The sequence below is a fragment of the Sulfitobacter sediminivivens genome (assembly GCF_042611115.2).
Lineage (GTDB): Bacteria > Pseudomonadota > Alphaproteobacteria > Rhodobacterales > Rhodobacteraceae > Sulfitobacter > Sulfitobacter sediminivivens.
The window spans coordinates 99,214-117,425 of record NZ_JBHGAR020000004.1 but is presented as its reverse complement, the minus strand read 5'-3'; the positions used below and the strand labels follow the sequence as shown (position 1 = coordinate 117,425).

General features: G+C 57.3%; 19 protein-coding genes and 1 pseudogene. 11 read left to right on the top strand and 9 right to left on the bottom strand.

The features are described 5' to 3' along the window. Positions 1–60: 60 nt before the first annotated feature. From ACEWL3_RS06390 to ACEWL3_RS06380, 3 genes are all read right to left on the bottom strand, one after another. Entirely contained in the window at positions 61–546 is a 486-nt protein-coding gene (locus ACEWL3_RS06390; protein ID WP_386178200.1) for a (2Fe-2S)-binding protein, read from the bottom strand. A 112-nt stretch (positions 547–658) separates the two neighbouring features. Continuing rightward, a complete protein-coding gene (locus ACEWL3_RS06385; RefSeq protein ID WP_386178197.1) occupies positions 659–1,648 on the bottom strand; it encodes a molybdopterin-binding protein in 990 nt (329 codons plus the stop codon). Continuing rightward, entirely contained in the window at positions 1,645–2,613 is a 969-nt protein-coding gene (locus ACEWL3_RS06380) for an XdhC family protein (protein WP_386178194.1), read from the bottom strand. Before ACEWL3_RS06380 ends, ACEWL3_RS06385 begins: the two co-directional genes overlap by 4 nt. Positions 2,614–2,774: 161 nt before the next feature. Between ACEWL3_RS06380 and ACEWL3_RS06375 the strand changes: the two genes are divergently transcribed. Further along, positions 2,775–3,011: a BolA/IbaG family iron-sulfur metabolism protein gene (locus ACEWL3_RS06375; RefSeq protein WP_386179433.1), complete on the top strand. Its 237-nt coding sequence runs from the start codon at positions 2,775–2,777 to the stop codon at positions 3,009–3,011. 38 nt (positions 3,012–3,049) lie between these two features. Further along, positions 3,050–3,412, top strand: coding sequence for a Grx4 family monothiol glutaredoxin (gene grxD, locus ACEWL3_RS06370; protein WP_386178191.1), 363 nt, complete (start codon positions 3,050–3,052; stop codon positions 3,410–3,412). Positions 3,413–3,481: 69 nt separating this feature from the next. On the opposite strand, the gene ACEWL3_RS06365 is transcribed toward grxD, so the two are convergent. Further along, positions 3,482–3,871, bottom strand: coding sequence for a cell division protein ZapA (locus ACEWL3_RS06365; protein WP_386178188.1), 390 nt, complete (start codon positions 3,869–3,871; stop codon positions 3,482–3,484). After that, positions 3,871–4,350: a hypothetical protein gene (locus ACEWL3_RS06360; protein ID WP_386178187.1), complete on the bottom strand. Its 480-nt coding sequence runs from the start codon at positions 4,348–4,350 to the stop codon at positions 3,871–3,873. Before ACEWL3_RS06360 ends, ACEWL3_RS06365 begins: the two co-directional genes overlap by 1 nt. A gap of 272 nt (positions 4,351–4,622) precedes the next feature. On the opposite strand from ACEWL3_RS06360, the gene tkt reads away from it, so the two are divergent. Continuing rightward, positions 4,623–6,641 (top strand): transketolase, encoded by a 2,019-nt coding sequence (tkt, locus tag ACEWL3_RS06355; protein WP_386178184.1) that lies wholly within the window; start codon positions 4,623–4,625, stop codon positions 6,639–6,641. Between the two features lie 466 nt (positions 6,642–7,107). On the opposite strand, the gene ACEWL3_RS06350 is transcribed toward tkt, so the two are convergent. Next, positions 7,108–8,100 carry a DUF808 domain-containing protein gene (locus tag ACEWL3_RS06350; protein WP_386178178.1) on the bottom strand — a complete coding sequence of 331 codons (993 nt, stop codon included), beginning with the start codon at positions 8,098–8,100 and terminating at the stop codon, positions 7,108–7,110. A 197-nt stretch (positions 8,101–8,297) separates the two neighbouring features. Between ACEWL3_RS06350 and gap (ACEWL3_RS06345) the strand changes: the two genes are divergently transcribed. The 3 genes from gap (ACEWL3_RS06345) to gap (ACEWL3_RS06335) all read left to right on the top strand — a co-directional run bounded on the left by gap (ACEWL3_RS06345) (position 8,298) and on the right by gap (ACEWL3_RS06335) (position 10,633). After that, positions 8,298–9,299, top strand: a complete 1,002-nt coding sequence (gene gap / locus ACEWL3_RS06345) for a type I glyceraldehyde-3-phosphate dehydrogenase (protein WP_386178175.1) — start codon at positions 8,298–8,300, stop codon at positions 9,297–9,299. A gap of 73 nt (positions 9,300–9,372) precedes the next feature. Continuing rightward, positions 9,373–9,516, top strand: a complete 144-nt coding sequence (locus ACEWL3_RS06340; protein ID WP_205389892.1) for a hypothetical protein — start codon at positions 9,373–9,375, stop codon at positions 9,514–9,516. Positions 9,517–9,637: 121 nt separating this feature from the next. Then, complete coding sequence (gene gap / locus ACEWL3_RS06335; RefSeq protein ID WP_386178171.1) at positions 9,638–10,633, top strand: type I glyceraldehyde-3-phosphate dehydrogenase; 996 nt, start codon at positions 9,638–9,640, stop codon at positions 10,631–10,633. Between the two features lie 16 nt (positions 10,634–10,649). On the opposite strand, the gene coaD is transcribed toward gap (ACEWL3_RS06335), so the two are convergent. From coaD to ACEWL3_RS06320, 3 genes are all read right to left on the bottom strand, one after another. Further along, entirely contained in the window at positions 10,650–11,147 is a 498-nt protein-coding gene (gene coaD / locus ACEWL3_RS06330; RefSeq protein ID WP_386178168.1) for a pantetheine-phosphate adenylyltransferase, read from the bottom strand. A gap of 77 nt (positions 11,148–11,224) precedes the next feature. Further along, positions 11,225–11,659, bottom strand: coding sequence for a CBS domain-containing protein (locus ACEWL3_RS06325; RefSeq protein ID WP_386178166.1), 435 nt, complete (start codon positions 11,657–11,659; stop codon positions 11,225–11,227). Positions 11,660–11,730: 71 nt separating this feature from the next. Next, positions 11,731–12,627, bottom strand: coding sequence for a LysR family transcriptional regulator (locus ACEWL3_RS06320; protein WP_386178164.1), 897 nt, complete (start codon positions 12,625–12,627; stop codon positions 11,731–11,733). 142 nt (positions 12,628–12,769) lie between these two features. Between ACEWL3_RS06320 and ACEWL3_RS06315 the strand changes: the two genes are divergently transcribed. From ACEWL3_RS06315 to ACEWL3_RS06295, 5 genes and pseudogenes are all read left to right on the top strand, one after another. Then, complete coding sequence (locus ACEWL3_RS06315; RefSeq protein WP_386178162.1) at positions 12,770–14,269, top strand: CoA-acylating methylmalonate-semialdehyde dehydrogenase; 1,500 nt, start codon at positions 12,770–12,772, stop codon at positions 14,267–14,269. Between the two features lie 146 nt (positions 14,270–14,415). After that, complete coding sequence (locus ACEWL3_RS06310) at positions 14,416–14,733, top strand: hypothetical protein (RefSeq protein WP_386178160.1); 318 nt, start codon at positions 14,416–14,418, stop codon at positions 14,731–14,733. Between the two features lie 135 nt (positions 14,734–14,868). Further along, positions 14,869–15,978 carry a carboxylate-amine ligase gene (locus ACEWL3_RS06305; RefSeq protein ID WP_386178158.1) on the top strand — a complete coding sequence of 370 codons (1,110 nt, stop codon included), beginning with the start codon at positions 14,869–14,871 and terminating at the stop codon, positions 15,976–15,978. 76 nt (positions 15,979–16,054) lie between these two features. Next, complete coding sequence (locus tag ACEWL3_RS06300; protein ID WP_386178157.1) at positions 16,055–17,197, top strand: acyl-CoA dehydrogenase family protein; 1,143 nt, start codon at positions 16,055–16,057, stop codon at positions 17,195–17,197. A gap of 10 nt (positions 17,198–17,207) precedes the next feature. Then, positions 17,208–18,176, top strand: a pseudogene (locus tag ACEWL3_RS06295) (enoyl-CoA hydratase/isomerase family protein); the annotation flags it as partial. Between the last annotated feature and the right edge of the window lie 36 nt (positions 18,177–18,212).

Sequence of the window (18,212 nt, the reverse complement as noted above, 5' to 3'; positions counted from 1 at the left end):
GGATCTGCCGCAGTCTACGTTTCCTCCCCGTAGACTGAGCGACCCCGCGCATTTAAGTTATTATTCAGCCGCGATCGCGCCCACGTCCTGACCGGATGCGGCCATGATCGCCTTGACGATGTTGTGATAGCCGGTGCAGCGGCAGATATTGCCGTCCAGATAATGACGCACCTCAGCCTCGGTTGGTTTTGGATTGTCCTTAAGCAGTGCGGCGGCGGACATCACCATACCCGGTGTGCAGAACCCGCATTGCAGCCCGTGATGGTCCTGAAACGCCTGCTGGATCACGTTTAGAGATCCATCTGCGTTGGCCTGACCCTCGATGGTGGCCACGTCGGCACCTTCAGCCTCGACGGCCAGCATGGTGCAGGCTTTGACTGCTTCGCCGTTCACATGGACCACGCAGGCACCGCATTGGCTGGTGTCGCATCCGATGTGGGTTCCGGTCAGCCCCTGATCCTCGCGCAGGAAGTGCGACAGCAATGTGCGCCCCTCCACCTCGCCAGACGCGGCTTTTCCGTTCACGGTCATGTTGACCTGTGGCATAATATCCTCCCGGTTCATTGTCTTGTTTGAGGTGAGTTAAGCACGACACCCGCACGTTGAGAACTGAAAAATGCGCCAACCCTGCGAACAGGCACAATAATGCACTAAATTCTTAGCTGCCGCGCCTTGGTTGGGGCCGGGTCGGAATTTCCTTGAGCAGGCCACCCACCCCCATTGCGGCAATATCGCGCGACGTCACCTCTATCCCGCAGACCACACGGGATAAGACCCAATCCGCACCGTTGAGGGCCGGAGAGCGCGCGCATCCCGGCAAACCGATAACGTGCTGGTCGCCAATATCACCGATAAACAACAGATTACCGGGGTCAACCGGCATGCCAAATCTGTGGACCTGCCCGCCGGCAAGCCGCAGCGCACTGGGGGCCACGTCATGATCATCAGAGGTGGCGGAGCCGGTGAGGACCAGCACCAGATCGCTTTTGGCATCCTTGATCGCATCGGCCAGTTTTTGGGTCTTGTGTGGCACCATCACCACCCCCTCAAGGTCAACGCCAAGTGCCTCCAGTCGGGCGGCGATGGCAATTCGGCCTTTGTCACCGACGCCGCCGGGGATTTCGGTGATGATCAACGTCGCAGTCCTGAGTTTTGGCGCGGAAAGTCTGATCGCGCCTGCCCCCGCCGCTGCGCAGGCCAAGTCCAGATCGGCTTGCGGCACCGCATAAGAGATGATCTTGATCGTTGCGGCCATGCCCCCCTTGGCCAGCTGTTGCCAGGGCGGCACCGTGGCGATGGTGATCATCGGGTGGACCCTGTTCACCTGTTCAATCGCTGAAACGTCCAGAACCGCAACCCCCGGACCATCGGCAATCAGATTGACTCGGCCCGTAAAGGCAGCGGTGGCGCTTAACCCCGCGCCGCCGCCTTTGATCGCACCCGCCAATTGGGCCGCTGCGGTGTTTTCATCCACATCGCCGGGTTCAAGGCGCGCAACAATCACCTCGGCAAGGCCGGCTTGGCGTATCTGGGTCACATCCTCGGCGCTCAGCACCCGCCCCTTGCGCAATCGACCCCCGGCAACAGCCACCGAATGGGCCAAGACCGCACCTTGTGCATCTGCCAGAGGAACCGGGCCAAATTTCATCCCTGCCTCAAGGTCTGGATTATCTGGGCCAAAATGGAAACCGCGATTTCAGCAGGCCCCGACGCCCCGATGTTCAGGCCGACGGGTGCGTGAATGCGCCCGATCTGGTCAGGCAAATACCCGGCGGCGGTCAACCGCTCAATTCGCGCTGAATGGGTACGTGTGCTGCCCAGAGCCCCGACATAAAACGCGTCCGAGGCCAGCGCGATGTGCAGGGCCGGATCATCCAGCTTGGGATCATGGGTCAACAGCACCACGGCGCAGCGGGCATCAATGCCCATGGTTTGCAACGCGGCATCCGGCCAGTCATTGATGATCGCGGCATCTGGGAACCGCGCCTCTGATCCAAACGCCTCGCGCGGGTCAACGACCAGCGGATCAAATCCCGCAGTTTGTGCCATGCCCACAAGTGCCTGCGCGATATGCACCGCCCCCACGATCACAAGACGCAAGGGCGGATTGTGGATGGCAATGAACTGCTGACCATCTTCGCTGAGGCCCGAGCGGTCCATGCGAAAGCGGTCTGCGTGACCTTTGTCAGTCAAGGTGCGCGCACTGCCGTCCAAAGCCACCTCATAGGCCACGGCGCGACGTGCGGCACGGGCGTCCACCAGATCTCGCAGCATTTGAACCGGCATCCCCGGCTCACCCACGGGTTCAACCAGAATACGGATCGTCCCGCCACAGGCCAGACCGACGGCAAAGGCATCGCCATCGCTTACACCATATTCCAACAGACGTGGCCGCCCGTCCTGAAGCGCCTCCAGCGCCTCAACCACCACGGCACCTTCAACACACCCGCCCGATACGGAGCCCTGCATATCGCCCTGCCCCGATACAACCAATTGCGCGCCCACACGGCGCGGGGCCGACCCCCATGTCTCAATGACCGTGGCCAGCGCTGCACCAAGGCCAGCATCGACCCACGACAGGGCCTGTTCTGGTATGCGTTCTGGCGATTGCACGTCTTGGTCCCCCCTGATGTGAATGGGCCTAGGCTGGCTGACCGGGCCGTGATTGCCAAGCGAAATCCGCCGCGCCCAGATGTTACCGCTTCCCCGTTGCACCCCGGGCCAAGCGACACTACATCTAGGATAACAAAACCATGCCTGACCGGAGCGCACTTATGCCAATGCAAGCCAGCGAAATCGAAGACCTGATCCGCGCCGCATTTCCAAATGCGGAGATTACCGTGGAAGGCACTGACGGTGTACACATGGCCGCGATGGTTATCGACGAAAGTTTTCGTGGCCAGAACCGGGTACAACAACAACGCGCTGTTTACGCCGCGCTGAAGGGCAAGATGGACGGGGCCAATGGTGACCTGCATGCCCTGGCACTGACCACCAAAGCACCGGACTGATCCCAGATATCCCACTCGAAATTCCAAGGACAAAGCACATGACAGACGCCAGCAACCAGATCAAAGAAACCATCACCGCCAATGACGTGGTGTTGTTCATGAAGGGTACCAAAGAGATGCCGCAGTGCGGGTTTTCATCTCGCGTGGCGGGGGTGCTGAACTACATGGGCGTCGATTTTTCAGATGTAGATGTGCTTGCAGACGAAGGTATCCGTCAGGGGATCAAGGAGTTCTCTGACTGGCCCACCATCCCGCAGCTTTACGTGAAAGGTGAATTTGTCGGCGGCTGTGACATCATCACGGAAATGACCTTGTCGGGTGAGCTGGACACGCTCTTTGCTGAAAACGGCGTGACGTTCGACAAAGATGCCGCCGATAAGATTCGCGAAGCGAACGGTTAAGACCCCGTGTTGGTTTGATGAAATTGAACCGGAATTCTCAAGGAATTCCGGTTCGCTAAAAATGCAGGCCTAGCCCACCTTTTCTTCGATTTCTGCCGCCAGAGATTCCGCACGTGCGGCAATCTCGGCCAGCGTGTCGGTCACTGCTTGCGGCACCACAGGCACCTCAATGCGTTCGGGTTCGATCGTCACGTTGCGCAGACCGGCCAGTTCCGCCTCGCGTTCTGCCAGTTCGGCACGCACTTCGGTGATGCGATCCTCAACGGATGCGGTCTTGTCGGCCAACAGCAGCCCCGCCATCAACAGCATGCGCGCTTCGGGCATCCGGCCCACCTGATCGCTGAGCACCTGGGCTTCGTCGTCCAGCATCTTGGCGGCGGAATGCAGGTACCTTTCTTCGCCGTCCTGACAGGCAACTTCAAACTGCCGACCACCAATGGTGATTTGTATCTCGGGCATTATGCGGTCTCCTCTGCGCTGGCATCACCCATCAGCGGGGTGAGCGCGGCCAAGATTACAGTTGCTTCAGCCACATCAGCGGCACGGGCGGCGCGCAGGGCTTCCAGTTCGGCCAGCATCGCTTTGTTGATCAGATGCGGATCACCCACCCCTTCTTCATTTGCGTCGCGCAGCGCGGCACAGGCCTCGGTCAGTTGGGTGTTGGCGCGGCGCACCCGCTGCAGTTCCACGTCCAGTTGCGCCATGCGGGCATCCGAGTCTTCGACCTGCGTGCGCACAGTGGCCATTTCAGAGGCAAATTTGATCTTGAGCGCACGCACCCGTTCGGTGAGTTGCGCATTCGCGGTCCGCTCATCCTCCAGCGCCTGCGCCATTCCAGGATCAGCATCGCCGGTTGCAGTACCGAGTTTTTCGACACCAAGTGCCACCCGGTCCATGGCGGCGGTGATGCGACGCTGTAATTCGTCGATGTTACTCATGACTGGAAAAGTCCCCTCATCTACGGCTTGGTCCTTGTTGTCTACTTAACCTGCATGACAGCGAATCGCCAGCATGCCAGCATTTGCACCAATCCTACCCAAAGAAATTACCAAATGCGCCCCCTTCCTTTTGAAACAGCGCCTTGCGCGGCAAAGCTGATCTTAGCTGCGCTGCGACCTCGCCGCAAAGAGCCGCTTTGGCTTGAACTTTGCGGGGCGGCTGATATGCACGGGCGCAACATATTTTCATCCTCTATAAGGAAGCCCTCCACGTGGATCTGACAGCCCTCTCACGCGCACACCCTGACCACTGGTCCAAAGCAACCGCCATACGGGCGCTGACCCTGGATGCTGTTGCTGCAGCCAACTCTGGCCATTCTGGTATGCCGATGGGCATGGCAGATGTGGCCACGGTATTGTTCGAAAAACACCTGAAATTTGATGCCGCCAACCCGCTTTGGCCTGACCGGGACCGGTTCATTCTGTCTGCCGGCCACGGGTCCATGTTGCTTTATTCTTTGCTTTATCTTGTGGGCGATGCGCAGTTTCCCATCGAAGAAATCAAGAACTTTCGCCAGATGGGCGCGCGCACGGCGGGCCACCCTGAGAATTTTCTTGCCGATGCGATCGAAGTGACCACGGGTCCCTTGGGTCAGGGCATTGCCAATTCCGTGGGATTTGCCATGGCCGAGGAAATCCTGCGCGCGACCTATGGCAGCAAGGTTGTCGATCACCATACTTACGTCATTGCGGGCGACGGGTGCCTGATGGAAGGGGTGAGCCAAGAGGCGATCACCCTGGCCGGACGTCACAAGTTGAGCAAACTGATCGTGATGTGGGACAACAACAACATCACCATCGACGGGCCAGTCAGCCTGTCCGACCACACCGATCAGGTGGGACGCTTTGCAGCGGCCCAGTGGCATACAATCGAAATCGACGGCCACAACCCTGATGAGATTGACGCGGCCCTCACAGAGGCCCGGAAATCTGACAAGCCGACGATGATTGCGTGCAAAACCCACATCGCATTGGGCCACGCGGCACAGGACACCTCCAAAGGCCACGGTGCCCTGACCAACGCCGATCAGAACGCAGAGGCCAAGGCCGCCTATGGCTGGACAACCGGCCCGTTCGAAGTGCCCGCAGACGTTAAAAGCGCTTGGGAAGCCATCGGCAAGCGCGGCGTGGATGCGCGCAAAGAATGGGAAGAGCGTTTTGACAAAATGCCGCGCTCCAAACGGGAGACCTTTAACCGTGCGCTGGCGCTGGACACCCCGAAGAAACTGAGTGCGACAATCAAAGCTTTCAAAAAGCAGATGTCGGACACGGCACCAAAATTGGCGACCCGGTCCAGTTCCGAAAAAGTGCTGGAAGTGCTGAACCCGATCCTGCCCGAAACAGTTGGCGGTTCGGCAGATCTGACCGGTTCGAACAACACGAAAACCGGTGATCTGGGCGTGTTTGACGTCGACAACCGCGCTGGTCGGTATGTGTATTGGGGGGTGCGCGAGCATGGCATGTCATCTGCGATGAACGGCATGGCCCTGCATGGCGGCATCCGGCCTTATGGCGGGACATTCATGTGTTTCACCGACTATGCGCGCCCGGCGATGCGCCTGGCAGCCCTGTCGCAGATCCCAACCGTCTTCGTGATGACCCACGATTCCATCGGTCTGGGCGAAGATGGGCCAACCCACCAACCGGTTGAACATCTGGCCATCAGCCGCAGCACGCCAAATACCTATGTGTTCCGCCCCGCTGACACGATTGAAACAGCCGAGGCGTGGGAGATCGCGTTTTCATCCCAGAAAACCCCATCGGTGCTGTCATTGACCCGTCAGGGCCTGCCCACCGTGCGCACCGAGCATAAGAACACCAACATGACCGAAAAAGGCGCTTATGTTTTGGCCGATGCGGACAGCAAGCGGCAGGTGATCCTGATTGCCACCGGTTCAGAAGTGCATGTCGCCATGCAGGCCCGTGATCTTTTGCAGGCCGATGGCATAGGGGTGCGTGTGGTGTCGATGCCCTGCATGGAGCTTTTCGCCGCACAAGACGATGCCTACCGCAAGCGCGTGCTGCCCGGTGGGGCCGTGCGTGTCGGTATTGAGGCTGGTGTGCGCATGGGCTGGGATCGCTGGCTGTTGGGCGAACGTGGCAAATTCGGCAAGGCTGATTTTGTCGGCATGGACCGTTTTGGGGCCTCTGCCCCGGCCGAAGAGCTGTTTGAAAAGTTCGGGATCACCGCCGAAAATGTTGCGGCAAAAGCCAAGGCACTGCTGGCTTAACAAGCGCAACCTAAAGGTGTGCACCAATTGGTGCCAGCGCCTTTAAAAGAGAGTTACATGAATCGCCGCTGCTTTCGGGTAGCGGCGATTTTCGTGATTATCACTTATAATTGGAGGTTCTCCGGAAAAATTTCGCCGCGAAATTTCTTTTTTGCTACTTATACTAGAATCAATCTATAGTAGTACTTACTACATTAACGATACGTTAGTCCTTTGCGTACAGAGTTGCAGTGTTGATGTTTTGATAACTCAGAAAGACCTGAACCATGTTGCTGGCCTATCTTCTCTGCGCGATCCTATTCGCAATCTTCTGCACAGTTGTCTGGCTGATTGGCGGGGGATCATTGGTGTTGGCGATTGTCGTCTATACGATGTCCGGAATGCTGATGCTTGCGGCCCTGGCTTCGGCGAAACTCTTTCGATCGCGCGACCGGGAAAAATAGGCCAACCGACCCCTTCGCTTCGCTTATTTCAATGCAGCTTGAGCTGCCGCATCGCGGTTCATGACCTTGCGCCAGATCGGGGTGACAATCTTTTCCCCGATGGGGATCAGGACCAGTCCCAACATCAGACCAAAAACGCCGTCAAGCCCGGCTTTGGTAAACCATTCAACGGCCCCCTCAATTCCAGCCGGTACAGCGTGTCCTGCAGCATAGGCCGCATCATGTATCCAGTGTCCCAAGGCAGCGAACCCCAGTTCCTCTAGCCCATGAACGATAATTGATCCGCCAACCCACAGCATCGCCGCGGTACCGATAACGGTGAGCAGATGCAGAAAGCCGGGCATGGCCTTCACCAAGCCGCGACCGAGGCCACGTGTCAGGGCCAGCCGGCCGTGATTGGCCATTGCGAGCCCCAGATCGTCCATCTTAACAATCAGCGCAACAGAGCCGTAAACAGCGACCGTGATCATGATTGCAACAGCGGCGAGCGTTGCCGCCTCCATCCAGAAATTGCTGGACGGGATCGCAGCCAGTGCGATTGTCATAATTTCAGCGGATAGAATGAAATCTGTCTTGATCGCCCCGGCGGCCTTTTGTTCTTCGAGATGGGCAGGATCATCCGGCACCTCGTCGTGACCGGGATAATCCTCATGTCCGTGGCTTAAGCCCAATGCATGGGCGACCTTTTCGGCCCCTTCAAAACATAAATACGCCCCACCCAGCATCAAAAACAACGGAATGAGGAAAGGCGCAAAATTCGACAGCAGCAACCCAATGGGCAGCAAAAAAACCAGCTTGTTTTTCAACGATCCTTTGGTGATCCGCCAGATGATCGGCAACTCGCGGCTGGCTTCAAATCCATGCACGTATTTGGGCGTCACCGCCGCATCGTCAATCACAGCGCCCGCAGCCTTGGTTCCCGCCTTGGCCGCCTGCCCGATCACGTCATCAATGCTGGACGCCGCCACTTTGGCAATCGCCGCCACATCATCGAGTAACGCAATCAATCCGCTCATACCTGTTCCCCTGCTTTCAGAACCTTTAGCTAGCACTCTGCGGGCTGAGGGCAAACCCTTTTGGTGCCGCTCCAATTTTACCGCTAACAGCCAAGTTTAACGCTAACATATGGAAATCCTGCATCTTTCCCCCTTTTAACCCCTGCCACCCGCCCGATATAGAGCGGCCAACGGACGCCACCTAAAGGATTGTTTTCATGACCATCAAAGTCGGCATTAACGGATTTGGCCGCATTGGCCGCTGCACGCTCAGCCATATTGCGTCCTCAGGTCGTGACGATATCGAGGTGGTCAAGATCAATGCCACCGGCCCTTTGTCAACGGCAGCACATCTGATCAAATACGATTCGGTGCACGGACGGTTCCCCGGTGTGGTGACCATTGACGACGGATATATGAACCTTGGCCAAAACGACATCGAAGTGATGTCGACCTACAATCTCGATGAACTGGACTGGTCGGGCTGCGATGTGGTGTTGGAATGCACAGGCCAGTTCAATGACGGCAACAAGGCGAATGTCCACCTCAAGAATGGGGCCAAGCGGGTCTTGCTGTCTGCCCCCGGCAAAAACGTCGACCGTACCGTGGTTTACGGCGTGAACCATGAAACCATGGTCAAATCCGATCGGATCATATCAAACGGCTCCTGCACGACCAATTGTCTTGCCCCGATGGCCAAGGTCATGCACGACGCGGTGGGTATTGAATCGGGTCTGATGACCACGATTCACAGCTATACCGGTGATCAGCCGACGCTGGACCGCAGGCATTCAGACCTCTACCGCGCCCGCGCTGCCGCGATGGCGCTGATCCCCACCTCGACCGGGGCCGCCAAGGCGTTGGGCGAGGTGCTGCCCTCGCTCAAAGGCAAACTTGATGGCACAGCGATGCGGGTGCCCACACCCAATGTCAGCGCTGTCGATCTTACGTTCACCGCGTCGCGCGTCGTTACCGTAGAAGAGATCAACGCCGCCGCCCGCGCCGCTGCGGATGGGCCGATGAAACGGGTGTTGGGGTATGATCCCGAACAAAAGGTCAGCATCGACTTTAACCACACCGAGGAAAGCTGCATTTTTGCACCTGATCAGACCATCGTCGTTGCGGGCCGGACCGTGCGTGTTTTGGGCTGGTACGACAATGAATGGTCCTTCTCTGTGCGGATGGCGGATGTTGCTGTTGCGATGGGCAACCTGGGCTAGAAATAGCGCGCTCTGATGCTTGCACGTATGCTGCGCCCCTGTCATATCGGGACACGCCACCCGGAGAGCGTTTGTGACGAACCGAATTGCCATATATCTAGGAGCATTCCTGATCGCCGCGCTTGTGCTGGACAGCATGGTGTATGGCAGTGATCACCTTGTTTTTCTGGGCAAAAAACTATTCGAACTGATCGAATGGATCGCTTTCTGGCGCTGATTCAGTGCCGCCAGCCTGCCGCGCAAAACATTGTATCAGTACGTTATAATCCCGGCAGAACCGTTGACACCACAGGCGAAGCGCGCATCTTGATCGCATAATTTGATCAAAAGGTGCCATCATGACCGTCAAGCTTGGGATCAACGGATTTGGCCGCATCGGCCGCAACATTTTGCGCGCCATACTGGAGCGCAGCGCGGGCGATCTGGAGGTTGTTGCAATCAACGATCTGGCCCCGCTGGAAACCAACGCGCATCTGTTTGAATTTGATTCCGTTCAAGGGCGGTTTGGCAAACCTGTCACCTTTGGCCAAGGCACCATTGATGTGGGTCGCGGGCCCATCCGCGTCACTGCTGAACGTGAGCCGGACAAATTATCCTGGGGTGATGTGGATATCGCGCTCGAATGCACCGGTTTTTTCCGCAGTTCAGAATTGGCAGCGCTTCACCTCAAAAACGGATCAAGGAAGGTATTGATATCTGCGCCCGGAAAAGGAGACATCAAAACAATCGTTTACGGGGTGAACGACAATCTTGTCACCGCGGCTGATACAATCATCAGCAATGCGTCCTGCACGACCAACTGTCTGGTACCTGTGGCGCATGCCCTGCATCAGGCGTTTGGCATCAGGCGCGGGCATATGACCACCGTGCACAGCTATACCGGAACCCAGCCCGTACATGACCGGGCGCACAAGGACCTCTACCGCGCACGGGCGGCCGCGCTTTCGATGATCCCGACAACCACAGGTGCGGCGCAGACTTTGGGTATTGTCCTGCCCGACTTGGACGGGCTGATCACCGGCACCGCAATCCGGGTGCCGACGCCTAATGTGTCTTGCGTTGATCTGGTGATTGAGACCGACAAGAGCGCCAGCGCGGACGAGGTAAACGCCGAGATGGCAGCAGCGGCCAAGGGCATGCACGGGGTGATGGGTGTCACGAACCGCAAATTGGTGTCGATAGATTTCAACCATGATCCGCGAAGCGCCATTTTTGCCAGCGATCAGACCGCCGTTCAGCAGGGCAATCTGCTGCGGGTTCTGGCGTGGTATGACAATGAATGGGGATTTTCGAACCGGATGGTCGATATGGCCGGGATCATCGGGCGGATGTGAATGCGCCCTGCCCGCTTTATCCTTTGGAAAACTGCTTTAGCAATTCGCTATTGACCCTTGGTGTCACAAACTTGCTGACATCACCGCCAAGGCGGGCGATCTCTTTGACCAGTTTGCTGGCAATCGGCTGATGCGCGGCCTCGGCCATCAAAAACACGGTTTCGATTGTATCGTCCAGCTGCCTGTTCATGCCAACCATCTGATATTCGTATTCAAAATCAGCAACCGCCCGCAGGCCCCGCACGATGATCTGCGCACCGACATCGCGGGCACAATCGATCAACAGGTTCTCAAAAGGATGTACGATAATCTCGATCCCAGTTTGCTCGGCAAGGGTCGCACATTCCGCCTCAATCAGCGCCACGCGTTCTTCCAGATGAAACAGCGGACCCTTGTCGCGGTTGATCGCGACACCGATCACCAGTTTATCAACCAGCGTCGCCGCCCGGCGGATAATATCAAGGTGACCCAAAGTGATTGGATCAAAGGTGCCGGGGTAAAGGCCAACGCGCATAAATTCGTCTCGATTGGATCATGTCAGTCTGGTCACGCAACCACGCTGCGCTTTGGGGTGCAACCCGAATTTCCGGGTTAATGGCCCATGATCATACCCTGAAGGGCATCTTTCTCCATCGAGAGTTCTGTCAACCGCGCTTTTACCACGTCGCCCAACGATATCAGCCCGACCATTTCACCGTCTTTCAGTACCGGCATGTGGCGAAACCGGCCATCGGTCATCTTTTGCAAAATGGCGTCAGCCCGGTCATCAAGGCTACAGGTGACCAGTTCTGACGTCATCAGATCTGCGACTGTCTGTTTCAGACACGCACCACCTTTGACGCCCAGTTCCCGCACGATGTCACGCTCAGATAGAATGCCATCCGGCGTCTTCCCGTTTTTGGAAATCACCAGGGTCCCGATCCGTTTTTCCGACAGCATCTTGGCAGCCTCAGAAATCAACATTGTTGGCGGCGACGTGAACACCGCGTCATCCGATTTTGTCTTGAGAATTTGCGACACCAGCATTGAATGCTCCTTTGATTGGATGACAATTGTCTTAGCGTCGCCAGCATTGGGTGTTCTGTCAAGTGTTTGGCTTAGTTCAGGGCTTCAAGCCGGGCCACTTCTGCGCGCAATCCGGTGCTGAGCGCATGCGCAAAGCGGCTTAACCGCAGGTTGCGTTGGTCATCTTCGTGCCGGATCAGGTAAAAGGCGCGTTTCAGTCCGAATTTGTCCGTCAATATGCGGCGGACGCCCGGCGCGAATCCCAGCGAAAAATCGTGCACGACACCAATACCGCCCCCCTGACGTATCATGTTGACCTGCACCGAGACTGAGTTGGATGCCATCGGCACCCGCGCACCGCCCAGTTCAGCGAGATAATCCAGTTCCCGGTCAAAAATCATATCGGGAATATAGCCAACCAGCCGGTGATCTTTCAGATCAGCGAGGTGTTGCACAGGCGCGCGGGCTTCCAGATACGTCTCGGATGCTGCCAGATGCAGCTGATAATCCGTGATCTTCTGCACCACCAAGCGGCCCGCCGTCGGCGCACTGACCCCGATGGCCATATCCGCCTCGCGCCGCGACAGGTTAAAGACACGTGGCAAAGCGACAATTTGAATATCCAGATCGGGGTTGTTCGCCACTATCTGTGCACAGACTTGCGGCAACAGAAAATTCGCACAGCCATCCGGGGCACCAATGCGGATCTGGCCGGTCAAATGATCGCTTTCAACCGCGACCTCTGAGGTGGCCAACCGCATGGCACGCTCGGCCACCTCGGCGCGCTCCATCAATTGCACGCCCGCCTCGGTCAGCGCATAGCCCTGTGGTGATTTCACGAACAAACCGACCTGCAGGGTCTTTTCCAACCGCGCCACGCGACGCCCCAAAGTTGCGGGATCAAGGCGCAGGACCTTCCCCGCCCCTGACAGGCTTTGTTCTCGTGCGACGGCCAGAAACAGCCGCAGATCGTCCCAGTTATGCGCCATGTCTGTCTTTCATTATGGATGGTATCACCCGGATGAGATTGAGCCTCGTCTTGCAAAAATGCAAAACCATTTTGGAACCTTGCCTCTTTCCCTTGTCTTTTTGCAAGCCTATCGTGCTGCCAACATCAAGGGAGAGATGACCATGAAAGAACTCACACATTATCTGAACGGCGCTCATGTCAAAGGTACGTCTGGCAGGTTTGCTGACGTCATGAACCCCGCCACCGGCGAAGTGCAGGCAAAATGCCCGCTGGCAAGCGCCGATGAACTGGATCAGGCAGTGAAATATGCGCAGGCGGCACAGCCAAAATGGGCCGCAACCAACCCACAGCGCCGTGCGCGGGTGATGATGAAATTCGTGTCCCTGCTCAACGATAACATGGACAAACTGGCCGAAGCGCTGAGCCGTGAACACGGCAAGACCCTGCCCGATGCGGCGGGCGACGTGCAGCGCGGCCTTGAGGTGGTGGAATACTGCATCGGCGCGCCGGAACTGCTCAAGGGCGACTACACCGATTCTGCAGGCCCCGGCATCGACATGTATTCGATGCGTCAGGCGCTTGGTGTCACGGCTGGCATCACGCCCTTCAACTTTCCCGCAATGATCCCGATGTGGATGTTTGCCCCAGCCATCGCTTGCGGCAACGCGTTCATCCTCAAGCCGTCCGAGCGAGACCCATCCGTGCCGCTGATGCTGGCAGAACTGATGGAAGAAGCCGGCCTGCCAAAAGGCATTCTCCAGGTCGTGAATGGCGACAAAGAAGCAGTGGATGCGATCTTGCACCATGATGTCATTCAATCCGTCGGCTTTGTCGGATCGACGCCGATTGCGGAATACATCTATGCCACGGGCTGTGCCAACGGCAAGCGCGTGCAATGTTTTGGCGGTGCCAAGAACCACATGATCATCATGCCGGACGCTGACATGGATCAGGCCGCGGATGCGTTGATTGGTGCGGGTTATGGTGCGGCTGGCGAACGTTGCATGGCAATTTCCGTGGCGGTGCCTGTCGGGGATGAGACCGCAGACCGGTTGATCGAAAAGCTGGTGCCGCGTATCGAAAGCCTCAAGGTTGGTCCCTACACCTCTGGTAAAGACGTCGATTACGGCCCGGTTGTCACCGCCGCTGCAAAGGCAAATATTGAACGGTTGGTGCAAACCGGGATTGATCAGGGTGCGGAACTGGTTGTCGATGGCCGAAATTTCAAATTGCAGGGCTATGAAGATGGTTTCTTTGTCGGGCCGCATCTTTTTGACCGCGCAACCAAAGACATGGACATCTACAAATACGAGATTTTCGGCCCGGTCCTGACCTGTGTGCGCGCGCAAAACTATGAAGAGGCGATCGGCCTTGCCATGGACCACGAGTACGGCAACGGCACCGCGATCTTTACCCGTGATGGCGATGCGGCGCGTGATTTTGCCAATCGCATCAATGTCGGCATGGTTGGCATCAACGTGCCAATCCCCGTTCCGCTGGCTTATCACACCTTTGGTGGCTGGAAAAAATCCGTCTTTGGCGATTTGAACCAGCATGGCCCGGATGCGTTCAAATTCTATACCCGCACCAAAACCGTGACGGCCCGCTGGCCCTCAGGCATCAAAGAGGGCGGCGAATTTTCCATTCCTGTGATGGAGTAATTGGTCATCTGACCCCACTTCGGGCACGCCGGCAACAGCCTGCGTGCCCGTTTTTGCGTTCAATTTGCGCCGTATTTTTGTCAAATTCTTGCCAAATTCCGTCTCTACTGTCAGTTGCAATAGCTTGATTTTGGGGAAAATTACTGATGTTTGCCATGCTGTTTGGAAAACCAGAGCCTGAGGAAAAGGTGTTCTGCCGGACCCATGAACCGAGGCCCCTGACCCGATTTCCGCGCCATCACACACGCCCAGAACCACTTGATGACGCCCCCGAAACTGCGCTGCAGCAGCAAGTGTTTCATACACCGGAACGCATGGAGCACGCCGCGCCAGTGATTAACCCTGTTGACCATTTGCATTCTGATGCGCCGATTCCGATTGATATTTTGCGCCGGGCTTTGCCGCAACGGTTTCGTGAAATTGATGCAAAGGCCCGCGACCGCGCGGCAGGTGCCGCAGCCTGAAACGGTCCGTCAATTCATGGTCAATTGCGTTTGCCCATCCCGTTCATTCGCGCAATCCACAACGCCGGGCATGACAGATCCCCCACGAGGCTGATCACAGTAGCGTAACCGCGTCCGGCATTGTATGGTTTGGCTATGCAAGACAAATTTACCATCGGCATCGAAGAAGAATACCTCATGGTTGACCGCGACAGCTTTGCGCTGACCCCGGCACCTGAGGCGTTGATGAAGGCCTGTCAGGCCGAACTGAGCGATCAGGTCAGCCCCGAGTTCCTGCAATGTCAGATGGAGATCGGCACCAAGGTTTGCGAAACCGTCGCCGAAGCGCGCGAAGACCTGTGCCGCTTGCGCAGCTGCATCGCCAAACATGGGAAAGATTACAATCTGGCCCCGATTGCTGCGGGCTGCCACCCGTTTTCGGATTGGAAGGAACAACATTTTACCAGCAAGGAACGCTACAGCACCTTGGAGCGCGAGCTGGAAGGTGTCGCGCGACGGATGCTGATTTGCGGGATGCACGTGCATGTCGGCATCGATGCAAAGTCCCTGCGCGTTGATCTGATGCCACAGCTTTGCTATTTCCTGCCCCATCTTCTGGCACTGTCGTGCTCTTCGCCTTTCTGGCAGGGTGACGACACCGGACTTGCCTCTTACCGTCTGACGGTCTTTGACAATTTGCCGCGCACGGGATTGCCCCCCAAATTCGGCAGTTGGGGTGAATATGAGCGCACGACCGGAACCCTGATTGATCTGGGCGTGATCGAAGATACCACCAAGATTTGGTGGGATTTACGCCCCTCTGACCGCTACCCCACACTTGAGGCGCGCATTTGTGACGTGCAGCCGCGCCTGGAAGATGCGCTGGCGCTCGCCGCGCTGACCCAAGCTTTGGTACGGATGTTAATGCGTCTGCGCGACCGCAACCTGCGTTGGCGTGAATATGATCGTTTCCTGATTTCTGAGAACCGCTGGCGGGCGCAGCGATACGGCGTGTCAAAGGGCCTGATTGATTTTGGCGAGCGCAGCATCCGTCCCTTCGATGATTTGCTGGACGAATTGATCGAAATGTTGGCTGAGGATGCCGAGGCGCTTGGGAGCCTCAAAGAGATCGAGCGCCTGCGTGACATCGTGGCCAGCGGGGCCAGCGCGACGCGGCAGCGCGACGTCTATGCGGCCGCGGAAAAGGGCAAGGGTGGTGAAGCGGTCGTAAAACATCTGATCGAAGAGTTCCACGAAGGCCTCTAACTGTTGCCGGGCGAAGATGAGACTGCTATAATTAAACAAGCGTTCATTTCAATCTTCACCCGAGGACTCTGAAGCCATGGATTTTGCCCTTAGCGAAGAACAAACCGCCATTTTCGATATGGCTTACGCCTTTGGGCAAGAAAACATCGCGCCTTTTGCACGCGACTGGGAAAAAGCCGAAACCATTCCCAAGGAATTGTGGCCGAAGATCGCCGAACTGGGGTTCGGCGGGCTTTATGTTTCTGAGGATGCGGGCGGTTCTGGCCTGACCCGGTTGGATGCGACCCTGGTCTTTGAAGCGCTCAGCATGGCCTGCCCCTCGGTTGCCGCGTTTCTCTCGATCCACAACATGTGCGCCAAGATGCTTGACAGTTTTGCCAGCGATGAACTGAAAGCCCGGATCATGGATGATGTTTTGTCGATGAACACAGTGCTCAGCTATTGTCTGACGGAACCCGGTTCCGGATCAGATGCGGCGGCGCTCAAGACCAAAGCGATGCGCACGAATGAAGGATACACCCTGAACGGGACCAAGGCGTTCATTTCCGGCGGCGGCTATTCTGACGCCTATGTGGCCATGGTGCGCACCTCTGACGATGGGGCGGCGGGCGTGTCCACGGTCTATGTCGAAGATGGCTCAGAGGGCCTCAGCTTTGGCGGGCTGGAAGATAAAATGGGCTGGCGCAGCCAACCCACGTCTCAGGTTCAGTTTGACAATTGCAACATTCCTGCCGGAAATCTGGTGGGTGAAGAAGGTAAGGGTTTCAAATATGCGATGATGGGGCTGGATGGCGGGCGGTTGAACATTTCGGCCTGTTCGCTCGGCGCGGCCCAGACGGCACTGAATGCCACGCTGCAATATATGGGCGAACGTACAGCTTTCGGCAAACCCATTGATCAGTTTCAGGGCCTTCAATTCCGCCTTGCTGATATGGAAATTGAATTGCAGGCGGCGCGCGTTTTCCTGCGTCAGGCCGCATGGAAGCTGGACACAGGCGCGCCGGATGCAACGAAATTCTGCGCAATGGCCAAGAAATTTGTGACCGAAGCGGGCAGCAAGGTTGTCGATCAATGCCTGCAGCTGCACGGCGGCTATGGCTATCTCGCTGATTATGGGATCGAAAAGCTGGTGCGCGACCTGCGGGTGCATCAGATCCTGGAAGGCACCAACGAGATCATGCGCGTGATCGTCGCGCGCGACATGCTGAAAAACCGCTGAGGTCCGGGACATGAGTGATATTGATATCCGCGTCACGGGGTGTGCGGGCCGGATCACCCTGACCCGGCCTCATGCGTTGAACGCGATGACCTATGACATGTGCATGGCCATTGATGCGGCTTTGCAAAGATGGGTCAACGACGATGCGGTCGCATTGATTGTCATTGATGCCATCGGCGAACGCGCGTTTTGTTCCGGTGGCGACATTGCCGAGCTTTATGAAAGCGGCACCAAAGGTGATTATGCCTATGGGCAGAAATTCTGGGCCGATGAGTACCGCCTGAACAACCGTATTTTCAATTATCCCAAACCTGTGGTGTCGTTCCTGCAAGGGTTCACCATGGGCGGTGGCGTTGGCATCGGCTGTCATGGGTCGCACCGCATCGTTGGCGAGACCAGCCAGATCGCGATGCCAGAATGCGGCATTGGGTTGGTGCCGGATGTGGGCGGGTCGCTCATGCTGGCGCTGGCACCGGGGCGGTTGGGTGAATATCTGGGCACCACAGGTACAAGGATGGGGGCCGCAGACGCGATATATGCAGGTTTTGCAGACAGTTACGTGCCAGAGAACCATTGGCCCACCCTGATCGAAAAGCTGGAGCAGGACGGCGATGTGACAGTGCTTGACGCCGCGGCACAGGTGCCACCGCCCGGCACGCTGCAGAGCCGGATCGATCAGATCAATGCGCTCTTTGGCGGCGAGGCCCTTGGCGATGTGTTGACCGACCTGAGCAACGACAGCAGCGATTTTGCGGCTGAAACGCTCAAGGGAATGCGCCGCGCCTCACCGCTGTCGATGGCTTGCGCCATTGAGATCATCCACCGGCTGCGTGGGCCGTCGCTGAGCATGGCAAAGGCTCTGGATCTGGAGTACCGTTTTACCTTTCGCGCGACGGAACATGGCGATTTCATCGAAGGCATCCGCGCGGCGATCATCGACAAGGACCGCAACCCGAAATGGCAGTTTGCGGACATGAAGGTGCCGCCCGCCGCCGTTTCCAAGATGCTGCAACCC